Annotated in this window: 13 protein-coding genes; 6 read left to right on the forward strand and 7 right to left on the reverse strand. The window is 49.3% G+C overall.

What is annotated here, in order from left to right:
- Window positions 1–209: 209 nt before the first annotated feature.
- Complete coding sequence (locus tag OH773_RS13375; protein WP_270139321.1) at window positions 210–2189, forward strand: alkyl/aryl-sulfatase; 1980 nt, start codon at window positions 210–212, stop codon at window positions 2187–2189.
- 359 nt (window positions 2190–2548) lie between these two features.
- Window positions 2549–3022, forward strand: a complete 474-nt coding sequence (locus OH773_RS13380) for a hypothetical protein (RefSeq protein ID WP_270139322.1) — start codon at window positions 2549–2551, stop codon at window positions 3020–3022.
- Between the two features lie 134 nt (window positions 3023–3156).
- On the opposite strand, the gene OH773_RS13385 is transcribed toward OH773_RS13380, so the two are convergent.
- Both OH773_RS13385 and pepT read right to left on the reverse strand, forming a co-directional pair.
- Window positions 3157–3675 carry a MerR family transcriptional regulator gene (locus OH773_RS13385; RefSeq protein WP_270139323.1) on the reverse strand — a complete coding sequence of 173 codons (519 nt, stop codon included), beginning with the start codon at window positions 3673–3675 and terminating at the stop codon, window positions 3157–3159.
- A gap of 249 nt (window positions 3676–3924) precedes the next feature.
- Window positions 3925–5151 (reverse strand): peptidase T, encoded by a 1227-nt coding sequence (pepT, locus tag OH773_RS13390; RefSeq protein WP_270139324.1) that lies wholly within the window; start codon window positions 5149–5151, stop codon window positions 3925–3927.
- A gap of 289 nt (window positions 5152–5440) precedes the next feature.
- On the opposite strand from pepT, the gene potA reads away from it, so the two are divergent.
- The 4 genes from potA to potD are packed head-to-tail and all read left to right on the forward strand — an operon-like array spanning window position 5441 to window position 9262.
- Entirely contained in the window at window positions 5441–6577 is a 1137-nt protein-coding gene (gene potA, locus OH773_RS13395) for a spermidine/putrescine ABC transporter ATP-binding protein PotA (protein ID WP_270139325.1), read from the forward strand.
- Window positions 6561–7418 carry a spermidine/putrescine ABC transporter permease PotB gene (gene potB / locus OH773_RS13400; protein ID WP_183271875.1) on the forward strand — a complete coding sequence of 286 codons (858 nt, stop codon included), beginning with the start codon at window positions 6561–6563 and terminating at the stop codon, window positions 7416–7418. Before potA ends, potB begins: the two co-directional genes overlap by 17 nt.
- Complete coding sequence (potC, locus tag OH773_RS13405) at window positions 7415–8191, forward strand: spermidine/putrescine ABC transporter permease PotC (protein WP_270139326.1); 777 nt, start codon at window positions 7415–7417, stop codon at window positions 8189–8191. Before potB ends, potC begins: the two co-directional genes overlap by 4 nt.
- Before the next feature lie 24 nt (window positions 8192–8215).
- Entirely contained in the window at window positions 8216–9262 is a 1047-nt protein-coding gene (gene potD, locus OH773_RS13410; RefSeq protein WP_270139327.1) for a spermidine/putrescine ABC transporter substrate-binding protein PotD, read from the forward strand.
- A 108-nt stretch (window positions 9263–9370) separates the two neighbouring features.
- On the opposite strand, the gene cobB is transcribed toward potD, so the two are convergent.
- The 5 genes from cobB to lolC form a co-directional block, all read right to left on the reverse strand.
- Window positions 9371–10192, reverse strand: coding sequence for a Sir2 family NAD+-dependent deacetylase (cobB, locus tag OH773_RS13415; RefSeq protein ID WP_183271878.1), 822 nt, complete (start codon window positions 10190–10192; stop codon window positions 9371–9373).
- A gap of 3 nt (window positions 10193–10195) precedes the next feature.
- A complete protein-coding gene (nagK, locus tag OH773_RS13420; RefSeq protein WP_270139328.1) occupies window positions 10196–11107 on the reverse strand; it encodes an N-acetylglucosamine kinase in 912 nt (303 codons plus the stop codon).
- 72 nt (window positions 11108–11179) lie between these two features.
- Window positions 11180–12424, reverse strand: a complete 1245-nt coding sequence (gene lolE / locus OH773_RS13425) for a lipoprotein-releasing ABC transporter permease subunit LolE (protein ID WP_270139329.1) — start codon at window positions 12422–12424, stop codon at window positions 11180–11182.
- The gene (lolD, locus tag OH773_RS13430; protein WP_270139330.1) at window positions 12424–13128 is read right to left on the reverse strand and encodes a lipoprotein-releasing ABC transporter ATP-binding protein LolD; all 705 of its coding nucleotides are present in this window, start codon (window positions 13126–13128) and stop codon (window positions 12424–12426) included. The genes lolE and lolD overlap by 1 nt, the downstream gene beginning before the upstream one ends.
- On the reverse strand, window positions 13121–14320 hold the full coding sequence (gene lolC, locus OH773_RS13435; protein WP_270139331.1) for a lipoprotein-releasing ABC transporter permease subunit LolC: 1200 nt from the start codon (window positions 14318–14320) through the stop codon (window positions 13121–13123). Before lolC ends, lolD begins: the two co-directional genes overlap by 8 nt.
- Window positions 14321–14597 lie beyond the last annotated feature (277 nt).

The following is a 14597-nucleotide window of genomic DNA, read 5'->3' on the forward strand; positions in this document are numbered from 1 at the left end:
GTTGCACCAAAGCAGTTTCAGCATCTCAAACCAGCAAAAATTAAATTTTAAATATTTTGTATTCAAAAATGGCGAAATGTAACTCCTTGGTTATATTTAAAAAACGTTTTGTCTTATGACAATTATTATCATTTGCATAAACGAATTATATCTCGAGGTAACTACTCGATAATGCTGAGTAGTTAGAGAGTTTCACATGAGGAATACAAATGAGACTTAAGTTAATCGTCAAAAGTCTTGCGCTGGCGGGGCTACTCTCCTCCACTGCACTCACACCGCTATTTGCGCAGGAAGCAGCAAAACCCGCTACCGCTTCAACTAAGCAAGCTAACGATGCGCTCTATAATCAACTTCCTTTCTCTGATAACACCGACTTTACGAACGCCCACAAAGGCTTTATCGCCGCTTTACCTCAGGAAGTCATCAAAGGTGAGCAAGGGAATGTCGTCTGGGATCCGCAACAATACGCGTTTATAAAAGAAGGGGAAAAAGCCCCTGACACCGTGAACCCAAGCCTGTGGCGTCAGTCTCAGCTCATCAATATCAGCGGTCTTTTCGAAGTCACAGACGGCGTTTACCAGATCCGTAACCTTGATTTATCCAATATGACCATCATTGAGGGTAAAGAAGGGATTACCGTCGTCGATCCGCTGGTTTCAGCTGAAACGGCAAAAGTTGGCATGGACTTATATTATAAAAACCGTGGCAACAAACCTGTCGTCGCCATCATTTATACCCACAGCCACGTTGACCATTACGGCGGCGTACGTGGTGTTGTCGATGAAGCCGATGTGAAATCCGGTAAGGTAAAAGTTTATGCACCTGCTGGCTTCATGGAAGCAGCGGTTGCTGAAAACATTATGGCCGGGAATGTCATGAGCCGCCGTGCCAGCTATATGTATGGCAACCTGCTGAAACCCGAAGCGACAGGACAGGTTGGTGCTGGTTTAGGCACCACGACGTCTGCGGGTACCGTTACGCTGATTGCGCCAACGAATATCATCGAAAAAGATGGTCAAAAGGAAGTCATTGATGGCCTGACTTATGACTTCATGCTGGCACCAGGATCTGAAGCCCCGTCTGAGATGCTGTGGTATATCGAAGAGAAAAAACTCATCGAAGCCGCAGAGGACGTGACCCATACCCTGCACAATACCTATTCGTTACGCGGTGCAAAAATTCGTGAACCGCTGCCATGGTCGAAATACATCAACGAAGCTATCGTTCGCTGGGGTGACAAAGCCGAAATTATTATGGCCCAGCACCACTGGCCAACCTGGGGTAACGATAATGTGGTTGGCCTGCTGAAGAGCCAGCGTGACCTGTATCGTTATATCAACGACCAGACCCTGCGTATGGCAAACGAAGGCCTGACCCGCGATGAAATTGCGGCGAACTTCAAGCTGCCGGACAGTCTGGCGAAAACCTGGGCAAACCGTGGTTACTACGGTTCTGTCAGCCACGACGTGAAAGCGACCTATGTGCTGTACCTCGGCTGGTACGATGGCAACCCGGCAACCCTTGACGAGCTGCCACCAGAAGAAGCGGCGAAGAAATTTGTTGAGTACATGGGCGGCGCCGACGCTATTCTTCAGAAAGCGAAAACCGACTTTGATCAGGGTAATTACCGTTGGGTGGCTCAGGTTGTCAGTAAAGTCGTCTTCGCCGATCCGAATAACCAGAATGCACGTAACCTTGAAGCGGATGCACTTGAACAGTTGGGTTATCAGGCGGAGTCTGGCCCATGGCGTAACTTCTACCTGACCGGTGCTCAGGAGTTGCGTAATGGCGTGGTGAAAGGGCCAACGCCGAATACGGCAAGCCCGGATACCGTTCGTGCTATGACGCCTGAAATGTTCTTCGACTATCTTGCTGTTCACATCAACGGTGAAAAAGCGGGTAATGCCAAAGCGGTGTTTAATATCGATTTGGGTAGCGATGGCGGCAAGTACAAGCTGGAGCTGGAAAACGGTGTTCTGAACCACACCCCTAATGCCGAAGCGAAAGACGCCGACGCCACTATTGCGCTGAACCGTGACACGCTGAATAAGATCATCCTGAAAGAAGAAACCCTGAAACAGGCTGAAGATAAAGGTGATGTAAAAGTAACCGGTAACGGTGCGAAGATGGACGAAATGTTGGGCTATATGGACAAGTTCGAGTTCTGGTTCAATATTGTGACACCATAAATAATACCCCCTGAGGCTTAAACACCTCAGGGGATTTACCTTAGATAATCATCAGCGTCTTACACTTCTATTTGCCCTTCATTTTCATTCATAATAAAAGCCCAAACTAAATACCACTTTTATTTAATAGGAAGAGTCTGGTTTATTGAAATAAAATCGATGTTAATCGATAAATCCCTTATAAATTAAATAATTAATACATGCTTTCAGCACATGATAAATAACAGCAAAATTTTTTATTATATAAATAATGGTGTGATAAAAATTCACGAAGCATTTATGATCCTGGAAAAGTTGCAGCAACAACTTCAAATACCATCTCTGCTCCCTCTCACTTTGGGAGTCTACCAGGACTAAGTATGAAACTGATTAATCTCATTGGCATTTTTACTCTGACTTGCAGTATGTCATCCTTTGCTGAAACAGCCAATTTTGAACAACGCCATGATGTTCGTGAGTCGGTTCGAGAAGGTAAACACGATGTTCGCGAAGGTAGCCGTGAATATCGCGTAGATAATAATACGGGTATTGGCGATAACTCCAGTGTTGATGAACGCCATGAAATTCGTGAAAAAGGTCGAGAAACTCATCATGATATACGTGAAGCAAGTCGTGAGAATCGTATAGATAATGCCCCGAACTGGAATGGTGGCAACGGTGAGCGTATAAAAAATATCGATGGAAACCACGATAGTCGTCAAGATAATCGCAACAAAGACCAGATTAAACGGAATCAGGACCGTAACAAAGACCAAGCTAAACGAAATCAGGACCGCAACAAAGATCAGGCTAAACGAAATCAGAACCGTAACAAAGATCAGAGTAAGCATTAATAAAGTCTGAACTGTGACTAAAGATGACTCAATTAAAGGTGGTCGCCTGAGCGATCACCTTTAATACGCTGGCTTCCGTGGTGTAAATGGCCGAACCGCTCCTGGCAATAAGCATGTAAGAAATGATTAGGGATTTACAAACTTCGGATTCGGACGATCTCTTCTTGTGAAATTTTTAATGATTCCAGAAATTTCTGATGTTCTTCCGGTTCCATCTCCTCAAATTTCTGGTGCCATCTGATCATATCTTCTTTTGTTAATCCAGCCGCCATCATAATTTCAACCCACTTAGATTTATCCACGTTTTTCTCCTTTGATATAATTGATTCTTTAAACAACTCAATAATGGCAAGTTGCTGTCTTCTCAAGTTATTTATTTCCATTTCTAATATCTCAAAATGCCTTTCTAAGATTTTAGACTGTGATTTACCTGATGAATCTAAAATAGTGCATATATCAGAAATAGGCAGTTGATAAGAACGATATGAAACAATGAGTTTTAGCCTTTCTTCCTCATCAACTCCATACCATCTGTAACCATTGTCTGCGACAAACTTTGGTTTCAATAAACCAACCTTTTCATAATAAAGGATAGAGCTTCTGGACAAATTATATTTCTTTGCAAGCTGCGATATCGTAAGCATATTTATCATCATCAACTCATCGAATTCTTACGATAAACCCGTTACTTATAGTCAGGTCAACACCCGTTAACACCGGAATTCAATCCCTCCAGAGATCCGCCTGAAAAACGTAAGCTATCACGAACGACTCCCCATTGATTAATATAACCATGGTGTTAACAATGTCAGCCTATGGTTGCCAGTATGACGACAAAGGGGCTACCCGCCCCTTTTCTTTTTTGATCGGCTTAAACAGGTACCGACCAACACCCTGGTTACTCAGCTCTGCTTTGCCGTTAACTCAGCAATACGCACAATCACCGCCACCGCTTTTTCCATTCCTTCCAGTGTCACAAACTCGTGTTTGCCGTGATAGTTATAGCCACCGGTGAACAGATTCGGGCAAGGCAAACCTTTGAATGACAGCTGCGCGCCGTCGGTGCCACCACGAATCGGCTTCAGGATAGGTTCGATGTCGCAATCACGCATCGCCTGTTGTGCCACTTCCACAATGTACGGATGTTCGGCGACTTTCTCGCGCATATTGTAGTAGCTGTCGTCGATAACCAGCTCGATGTAACAATCCGGGTGCAGGCCCTTGCCGACCTTCTTGGCGATATCCATCATTTTGCGCTTACGGGCTTCAAACTTTTCACGGTCAAAATCACGGATGATGTAGTGCATTTCTGCCTTATCAACCGAACCTTTGATGCCATGCAAATGATAGAAGCCTTCGTAACCTTCGGTACATTCAGGGCTTTCGTCAGCGGGAACTTCTGCGTGAATGCGGGCTGCAAGTGATAGCGCGTTGACCATAACCCCTTTGGCAGAACCTGGATGCACGTTGTTACCCACGATTTTGATCGTGACCGAGGCTGCGTTAAAGTTCTCGCACTCCAACTCTCCCACACCACCGCCATCAACGGTGTACGCCCAACGTGCATCGAATGCTTCGACATCAAAATACTTCGCGCCTTTACCCACTTCTTCATCAGGGGTGAAAGCCACACGAATATCCCCATGCGGGATTTTTTTCTCTTTTAGCTCCGCCAATGCGGTCATGATTTCAGCCACACCAGCCTTATCATCAGCGCCAAGCAGCGTTTTGCCATCGGTGGTGATAAGCGTATGCCCGAGCAACTGATGCAGTACCGGGAACATCACCGGTGAGAGCACTTCATCGCCAATTCCCAGCGCGATATCACCACCACGATAGTTTTCTACAATTTGCGGATTGACATTTTTACCCGTGAAATCAGGCGCTGTATCCACATGGGAGATAAAACCAATTGGCGGGACTTTTTTATCGACATTAGACGGGAGTGTTCCCATGACGGTGCCATGTTCGCCCAGCGTAACATTCACCAAACCCATCTCTTCCATTTGCTCTTTCAGCAGGCGCAACAATTTCCACTGCCCTTCCGTACTGGGAACTTGTCTCACGCCAGGTTTGGACTGAGTATCCAAAGAGACATAATGTAAGAAACGTTCAAGTAATTTATCCATGTCGCTACCCTCAATTTTTGTGACTTCATTATCAGTAAGCCACAAATGCAAATATTGCGTCAGGTCACTTTTAGCCTGCCTGAGATGAAAATAGTCACGAATCTAATGCAATGCGAGTGGATTTGGTGTTTGCTGCTTGGATCCTCATCACGTTCAACCCCGCAAAAAGGTATCAAGGATTGGCGATTTCAATGCTTTGCCGTAGAATGCGTGCCCTTACTTAAACGTGCAAAACCGCAAGGTGGTTAATCACAAACCCCGCATCAGCTCGCAATTTGATGCGTCATTTATGGGACAGAGTAAAAAATTGAATACACAGCTTCGTTCGCTCTCACCGCTGGTAGAACTGGCGGGTGTAGGTAAGCGCTTTGATGGCAAAAACGTAATTTCTGATTTATCTCTCACCATCAATAATGGTGAATTTCTGACGCTCCTTGGCCCTTCCGGCTGCGGCAAAACAACGGTGCTGCGCATCATTGCCGGTCTGGAAAGCGCGGATTCTGGCACGATTTCACTCGATGGCCAGGATATCACGCAGGTTCCGGCCGAACACCGCCACGTTAATACCGTCTTCCAGAGCTACGCTCTGTTTCCTCATATGACCGTTTTTGAAAACGTCGCCTTCGGTTTAAGAATGCAAAAAACGCCGGATGCCGAGATTGCTCCGCGTGTGACCGAAGCGTTGAAAATGGTGCAGCTAGAGGCATTCGCGCAACGCAAACCCCACCAGCTTTCTGGCGGACAGCAACAGCGTGTTGCGATTGCACGGGCGGTAGTCAATAAACCCCGCCTGTTACTGCTTGATGAGTCGCTTTCCGCGCTCGATTACAAATTGCGCAAGCAGATGCAGAACGAATTAAAAGCGCTCCAGCGTAAGCTCGGCATTACCTTTGTTTTTGTCACGCACGATCAGGAAGAAGCGTTAACCATGTCCGACAGGATTGTGGTGATGCGCGATGGTCGCATTGAGCAAGACGGCACGCCGCGCGAAATTTACGAAGAACCCAAAAACCTGTTCGTGGCGAGTTTTATCGGTGAGATCAATATTTTTGATGCGACCGTCATCGAACGTGTCGATGAACAGCGTGTGCTGGCCAATGTCGAAGGCCGCGAATGCCATATTTATGTGACGATGCCTGTCACCGCCGGGCAACGGCTGAAAGTCTTGTTGCGCCCGGAAGATTTGCGCGTCGAAGAGATAGGCGATACTCACGTTGCCGACGGCCTGATTGGCTACGTGCGGGAACGTAACTATAAAGGCATGACGCTTGAGTCAAACGTCGAACTGGAAAATGGCAAAATGGTGATGGTCAGTGAATTCTTTAACGAGGATGATCCTGATTTTGACCACTCGCTTAACCAAAAAATGGCGGTTACCTGGGTTGAAAGCTGGGAGGTAGTGTTGGCAGATGAAGAGCTCGCGTAAATTCCAGAATCTGGTGATTACCACCATCGTAGGTTGGTTGGTGTTGTTCGTGTTCCTGCCAAATCTGATGATCATCGGGACGAGCTTCCTGACGCGTGATGACGCCAATTTCGTCAGCATGGTATTCACGCTGGAAAACTACACCCGGCTCGCCGACCCTCTGTATGCGCAGGTACTTCTACACTCGCTAAATATGGCGTTGATTGCCACCCTCGCCTGCCTGGTGTTGGGCTACCCGTTTGCCTGGTTCCTGGCTCGATTACCGGAGCGTGTGCGCCCTTTGTTGCTATTTTTGCTGATTGTCCCCTTCTGGACCAACTCATTAATTCGTATCTATGGGTTGAAGATTTTCCTCAGCACCAAAGGGTATATGAATGAGTTTTTACTGTGGCTTGGGGTCATTGATACGCCGATTCGTCTGATGTACACCCCAAGTGCAGTGATCATCGGCCTGGTGTATATCCTGCTGCCATTTATGGTCATGCCACTGTATTCGAGCATCGAGAAGCTTGATAAGCCTCTGCTGGAAGCGGCGCGTGATTTGGGTGCCAGCAAATTTCAGACGTTTATCCGCATTATCATTCCGCTCACCATGCCGGGAATTATTGCGGGCTGTTTGCTGGTGATGTTGCCTGCAATGGGGTTGTTTTACGTCTCCGACTTGATGGGAGGGGCGAAAAACCTGTTGATTGGTAACGTCATTAAGAGCCAGTTCCTGAATATTCGCGACTGGCCGTTTGGTGCCGCGACCAGCATTACGCTCACGTTGGTGATGGGTCTGATGCTGCTGGTTTACTGGCGTGCTGCCCGTTTGTTGAACAAGAAGGTGGAATTAGAATGATGGGTCGCCTGTTCCGTGGCGGTTTTATGACTGCCATCTACGCGTATCTGTACATTCCGATTATCATTTTGATCGTTAATTCGTTTAACAGTTCGCGTTTCGGTATTAACTGGCAAGGCTTTACGGGCAAGTGGTATAGCCTGCTGATGAACAACGACAGCCTGCTGCAAGCAGCACAACATTCATTAACCATGGCAGTGGTTTCCGCCACTGCGGCGACGCTGATTGGCTCGTTAACGGCGGTGGCGTTGTATCGCTACCGTTTCCGTGGCAAACCGTTTGTCAGTGGCATGTTATTTGTGGTGATGATGTCGCCCGATATCGTGATGGCGATTTCACTGCTGGTGCTGTTTATGCTGCTGGGTGTGTCACTTGGCTTCTGGTCGCTGCTGTTCTCACATATCACTTTCTGCCTGCCATTTGTCGTCGTCACGGTCTATTCACGACTGAAAGGGTTTGATGTGCGAATGCTTGAGGCGGCGAAAGATTTAGGTGCCAGCGAACTGACCATTCTTCGCAAGATCCTCCTGCCACTTGCCATGCCTGCGGTTGCCGCGGGCTGGCTGTTGAGTTTTACCCTGTCGATGGATGATGTGGTGGTTTCATCGTTCGTGACAGGGCCAAGTTATGAAATTTTGCCATTGAAGATTTACTCAATGGTGAAGGTCGGTGTTTCGCCAGAGGTGAACGCACTTGCCACCATTTTGTTAGTGCTCTCGCTGGTCCTGGTCGTTGCCAGTCAGCTTATTCTTCGTGATAAAACCAAGAGCTAGGCTCTAAATTCAGGGGACGTTAAAATGACTAAATGGCCACGCCACCTGCTCGCTGCGGGCGCTCTGGCACTGGGTATGGGCGCTGCACATGCCGATGACAGTAAGACACTCTACTTCTATAACTGGACAGAGTACGTGCCGCCAGGCCTGCTTGAGCAGTTCACCAAAGAAACGGGGATCAAAGTGATTTATTCGACCTACGAGTCGAATGAAACCATGTATGCCAAGCTGAAAACCTACAAAGAAGGTGCGTACGATCTGGTTGTGCCTTCAACCTACTTTGTGGCGAAAATGCGCAAAGAAGGGATGATCCAGAAGATCGACAAGAGCAAACTGAGTAACTTCAAAAATCTCGATCCTGAGATGCTCAACAAGCCGTTCGATCCCAATAATGACTATTCCATTCCGTATATCTGGGGTGCGACAGCCATCGGCGTCAACAGCGACTCGATTGATCCGAAAACCGTCAACAGTTGGGCTGATTTGTGGAAACCAGAGTACAAGCAAAGCCTGCTGCTGACCGATGACGCGCGCGAAGTGTTCCAGGTCGCGTTACTGAAACTGGGTTATTCCGGGAATACCACCGATCCCAAACAGATTGAAGCGGCGTACCACGAACTGCAAAAGCTGATGCCAAATGTCGCCGCATTCAACTCGGATAACCCTGCCAACCCGTATATGGAAGGCGAAGTGAATCTCGGTATGGTGTGGAATGGATCAGCCTATGTTGCGCGCCAGGCGGGCACTCCGCTGGAAATTGTCTGGCCGAAAGAAGGCGGGATTTTCTGGATGGATAACCTGTCTATTCCTGCAAACGCCAAAAACGTAGACGGTGCGCTGAAGCTGATTAACTTCCTGCTGCGTCCCGATGTGGCAAAACAGGTAGCCGAGACTATTGGTTATCCGACGCCAAATCTCGAAGCGCGCAAGTTGCTACCAAAAGAAGTGTCTGGCGATAAATCGCTTTACCCGGATGAGGCAGTGCTTAAAAACGGGGAGTGGCAGAACGATGTGGGTGATGCCAGTGCGATTTATGAGTCTTATTATCAGAAGTTGAAGGCTGGGCGGTAGTTCGGTTTTTAGCTTTTTCCCCCTCACCCCGGCCCTCTCCCAAAGGAGAGGGAGAAAACCGTCAAATTCCCTCTCCTGGGGGAGAGGGCTAGGGTGAGGGCAGTTGTTTCAAAGCCCTTTCAATAACCTGTCCACGTACTCCGGCACCACCTCACTGGCTAAACCGTAAAACTTCTCTTCAAACTCGCTACCCACCTGGCTCGGTTCAAGATTCAGCTCAACGGTATGTGCGCCTTGCAATCGGGCTTCGTGGACAAAACCTGCAGCGGGATAAACATGGCCAGAGGTGCCGATGGCGATAAAGTAATCTGCCGTCGCAATCGCCTGATAAATCTCATCCATACCGAGCGGCATTTCACCAAACCACACCACGTGCGGGCGCAACGGTGCAGAAAGTTGGCAGCAGTGGCAACGATCATCAGAGGTGATATCCCCTTTCCACTCCAGCACTTGCCCACTGCGTGCACAGCGCACTTTCAGCAGTTCACCGTGCATATGGATAATATTTTTATTACCCGCGCGCTCGTGGAGATTATCAATATTTTGCGTCACCAAAAGGAAGTGATCGCCCAACTCTTCCTCAAGCCTTGCTAACGCCCGATGAGCCGCATTGGGCTGGATTTCTGCCTGCTGGAGTTGCTGACGGCGAGCATTATAAAAGGCCTGCACCAGTTCTGGGTCGCGGGCAAATCCTTCTGGCGTTGCCACATCTTCAACTCGATGCTCTTCCCACAAACCATCAGTCGCGCGGAAAGTCCGAATACCTGACTCGGCGGAAATCCCTGCCCCGGTCAGGACCACAACTCTGGGTTTTTCCATCGCTTCAGGTCCAGGACTGTCGCGGAAAAAAGCGCGCTGGCGCAGACGCTGTCTCAACAAGCGTTTGTTTTTTCTGAACCGGCTTAACCGATGTTGACGACGGGTTAACATAATTTACTCCGTGAGATGGAGGAACGCCGCGCCACGCATACCGCCAGCATCCCCATGTCGCGCAGGTTCAATGCGCGGTACACGGGCAACCGGCAGCAAATGTCGAGGCAATCGCCCGGACAGCTGTTCCGTAATTGCAGTAAAGTTGGATAATCCACCACCGATCACCAGTAAGTCGGGATCGACAATAGTCAGAATATTGCCCAGACACACCGCCAGTAGATCAAGATACCGTTCAACGTGTTCGCGGGCTTGTTCATCCCCCTGCTCCCACAAGGCGATGATTTCCGGAGCTTCACGTTTCTGATGATAGAAGTGTTCGTAAAGCCATGCAAACCCGCGACCTGAAAGATAATTCTCAATACAGCCGTGCTGTCCGCAGCCGCAGCGCGTCAGGGGGAAATCACGCCCGACCACCTCCAGCGCATCGACTGGCAGGCGAATATGACCAAATTCACCGGTGATATAACTGCGACCGGTAATCGGCTTACCGTTAATGACAATCCCGCCGCCCACGCCCGTTCCGAGTATCAATCCCATGACAAGCGGATACTGACGGAACTCATCGTCCCAGGCTTCGGAGAGGGCAAAACAGTTGGCATCGTTATCGAGACGCACGTCGCGTTCAAGGAGAGCAGAGAGGTCGGCACGCAGCGGTTTGCCACTGGCGGCAGGAACATTGGCGGCATAGAGCGTGCCATCGTCGGTTTCCGGCATCCCGGGGATGCCGATACCCACAGAACCTTTAACGCCAAAACGGGTATCCGCTTCGGTCACCAGGGCGGCGACTGCGTTTAAAAATTCGTCGTAACTTTCGCGCGGCGTGGGAACGCGGGTTTCCCACTGCAATTTAAGCTGTTCATCAAAGACACCGAGTGCAATTTTGGTGCCGCCAATATCAAATCCATAATACATAATGCATTCCTCTTTCTGATTTGGCGGCACATTGATTTAACAACACAAAGCGCCACTCAAATCATGACGTAATTACTGGCCACTTAGCACCCTCGCCGGATCAATTCGGCTTGCGCGACGCGCAGGGTACCAGCTTGCCAGCAGACTCAGTAAAAGTGCTGTCACCAGCACATAAAATACGTCCAGCCAATGAAGTTCGGATGGCAGGAAATCAATAAAGTAAATATCTCCGGACAGGAATTGGTGACCGATAAGTTTTTCAATGACGCGGATGATATTGGTCAGTTGCCAGGAGGCCAGCACCCCGATAATCACACCGCTCACGCTACCCAACAGACCGGCTAACAGCCCATACCAGATGAAAACCGCGCGAATCAGGCCATCTTTTGCACCAAGGGTTCGCAGTACAGCGATATCGCTGCTCTTATCTTTCACCGCCATCACCAGCGTGGAAACGATGTTGAAACAGGCGACACCAATCACCAGCACCATCGCCAGATACATAATGGCGCGAATCATCTGGATATCGCGGTACATATAGCCGTAGGTACCAATCCAGCTTTTGATGTAAACGTAAGCGTTAGTGACTTCACCGGCATCTCGCACCAACTGGTTGGCGTTAAACACATCATTCACTTTGATAGCAATGCCGGTGACGCTATCACCCATGTCCAGATAGCTCTGCGCATCCGCCATTGGCACCATCGCGAAGCTGTGATCGAGCTGCCCGCTGAGTGCGAGAATACCCTCAACTTGCAGGCGTACGCGCTTCGGTTGCAGCAATTTGTGATCGGCATTGCTGTTGGGAATCATGATAGAGATCCAGTCGCCCTGCTTCACTTTCAGGGCATCAGCAACCCCTTTACCAATGATGATTTGCTGCTGACCGGCCTTAAAGTTAGCCCACGCGTTATTTTGCACATACTGTGGTAACGCGCTAAGACGAACCTCCTGTGCAGGATCGACCCCTTTTACCTGAATAGCGCGCAGATTTGGTCCACTTTCCACCAGACCGGTGAAGTTGATGTACGGCGCAGCCGCCGCAATCCCCTTCACTTTTTCAACACGTTGTAAAACACCGCTCCAGTCATGGAACGGCTGATTTACCGGCTCGATTTCACCATGTGGTACTACCGCTAAAATACGGTTATTCAGCTCACGCTCGAAACCGTTCATTGCGCTCAGCCCCACGATCAGCACCGCTACACCTAATGCGATACCTAAAGTGGAGATGATTGAAATCAGTGACACCATACCGCTGCGACGACGCCCGCGGCTAAAACGCAAACCAATAAGCAGTGACAGTGGCGAAGCCATTAATGGGCTCCCATCAGAGTCAGCTCATTGGTCAGGCGACCATCACGCATTTCTAATTGGCGAGACATGCGACGCGCCAATTGCAGATCGTGAGTCACCACGAGGAATGCGGTTCCCTGGCGCACGTTCAGCTCACCAAGCAGTTCGAAAATACTGTCTGCATTACGTGCATCCAGGTTACCGGTCGGTTCATCGGCCAGCACCAGGCGCGGATTATTGACCAGAGCACGTGCTATCGCCACACGCTGGCGTTCACCACCGGAAAGCTCTGAAGGACGGTGATTACTGCGGTGATCAAGACCGACAGCTTTCAGCATTTCCAACGCACGTTCTCTGGTTTCATCCGTATTGTTTTTGCCGATTAACAGCGGCATCGCGACGTTTTCCATCGCGGTAAAATCAGGCAGCAGATGATGGAACTGATAGATAAAGCCCAGCTCACGGTTACGCAGTTCCGCTTTAGCTGACGACGACATTGAGCTCATCGCCTTGCCGTTGAAAATCACATCGCCAGAAGTTGGCGTATCAAGCCCACCTAACAGGTGCAACAGGGTACTTTTGCCGGAACCAGAGCTGCCGACAATCGCCATTAGCTCGCCGGTATCGATGCTGAAGCTGACATCATGCAATACGTCGGTTTGCACTTTGCCTTCCTGATAGCGTTTGCACAGCTTGTCACACTGCAACAGGATTGAATTACTCATAACGTAAAGCCTCAGCGGGATGTGTCGCGGCAGCACGCCACGATGGATAAAGCGTGGATAACAGCGCAACCGCCATAGCAACGACGGCAATCACGATAACTTGTAGCGGATCAATGGCAACCGGCAGAGTGGCGCCATCCAACATCGCGCCAATAATCGGCATCAAATTGTTTAACTGGCTGGCAAGTAGCGCGCCCAGTAACGCGCCCAGCAGTGCCCCAATAACCCCGGCACTTGCCCCTTGCACCATAAACACCGCCATGATTTGGCGACGGGTGAGCCCTTGAGTCTGGAGAATGGCGACTTCGCCTTGTTTTTCCATGACCAGCAGGCCAAGAGACGTAATGATGTTAAATGCGGCAACCGCTACAATCAGGCTCAATAGCAGCCCCATCATATTTTTTTCCATGCGCACGGCCTGGAAAAGCTCCCCTTTACGTTCGCGCCAGTCTTTCCACTCGGTACCCTGCGGCAGTGTCTGTTGACTCAGCACATCCACTTTTAGCGGTTCTGCCAGCCACAAACGCCAGCCGGTGATATTGCCCGCCGGATAGCGCATCAGTCGCGACGCATCCTGCTGGTTTACCAACATTTGATAACCGTCGACTTCGCTATTGGCCGCAAAAGTACCAATGACGGTAAACAGACGCTGGCTAGGCAAACGCCCCATCGGCGTAAACTGGCTGGCGGATGGCACCATCACACGGATGCTATCACCCCGTTTAATGCCCAGTTGCCCGGCCAACTGCTCACCCAGAATAATGTTGTACTTCCCGGCGACCAGGTCAGTTTGCTTAACGTTGACCAAAAACGGCGAAAGCGGATCTTTTTCGTCCGGCTGCACACCCAGCATCACACCAACCGCCACGCTGCGCGCGCTTTGCAGCACCACATCACCGGTGGTAATTGGCGCAATTCGCGTCACACCTTCGAGTTTGAGATCTTTTGCAGGAAGCGTTTCTGGATTAATGGAGCCCCCAGGCGCACTGATTATCGCTTGTGGCATCAGTCCAAGAATGTTGTTTTGTAGCTCACGTTCAAATCCGTTCATGACGGAAAGCACGGTAACCAGCGCCATTACGCCAAGCGTAATGCCGATAGTCGACAGCCAGGAAACGAAGCGACCGAAACGGTCAGCTGCTCGCCCACGCATGTAGCGCAGGCCTATAAATAACGCGACAGGTTGATACATGTATTCCGTCTTGTTGCAGTTGCGGATGCAAAGTTGGCGAGAAGTATATAAGTGATACCGTATCAAGTAAATGAAACATAACGTTTTTTTGATATTTCAGAACATGTGAAATTCAATTAAATCAAGCTCATAACATCTTGTTTTCGAAGTCAAAGCTCTCACGAATTTGTTAATTACTGACCCTGCGGAATTTCTGAAAGGCTCCAGATTCTTACAAAAACAGACAAATCGGGTAAAAAAACGGGTGCCAATCTTCCACCCTGAAGGCAATTCAGAC

It is taken from the genome of Buttiauxella sp. WJP83 (assembly GCF_027594725.1).
In the GTDB taxonomy this organism is placed as follows: Bacteria; Pseudomonadota; Gammaproteobacteria; order Enterobacterales; family Enterobacteriaceae; genus Buttiauxella; species Buttiauxella selenatireducens.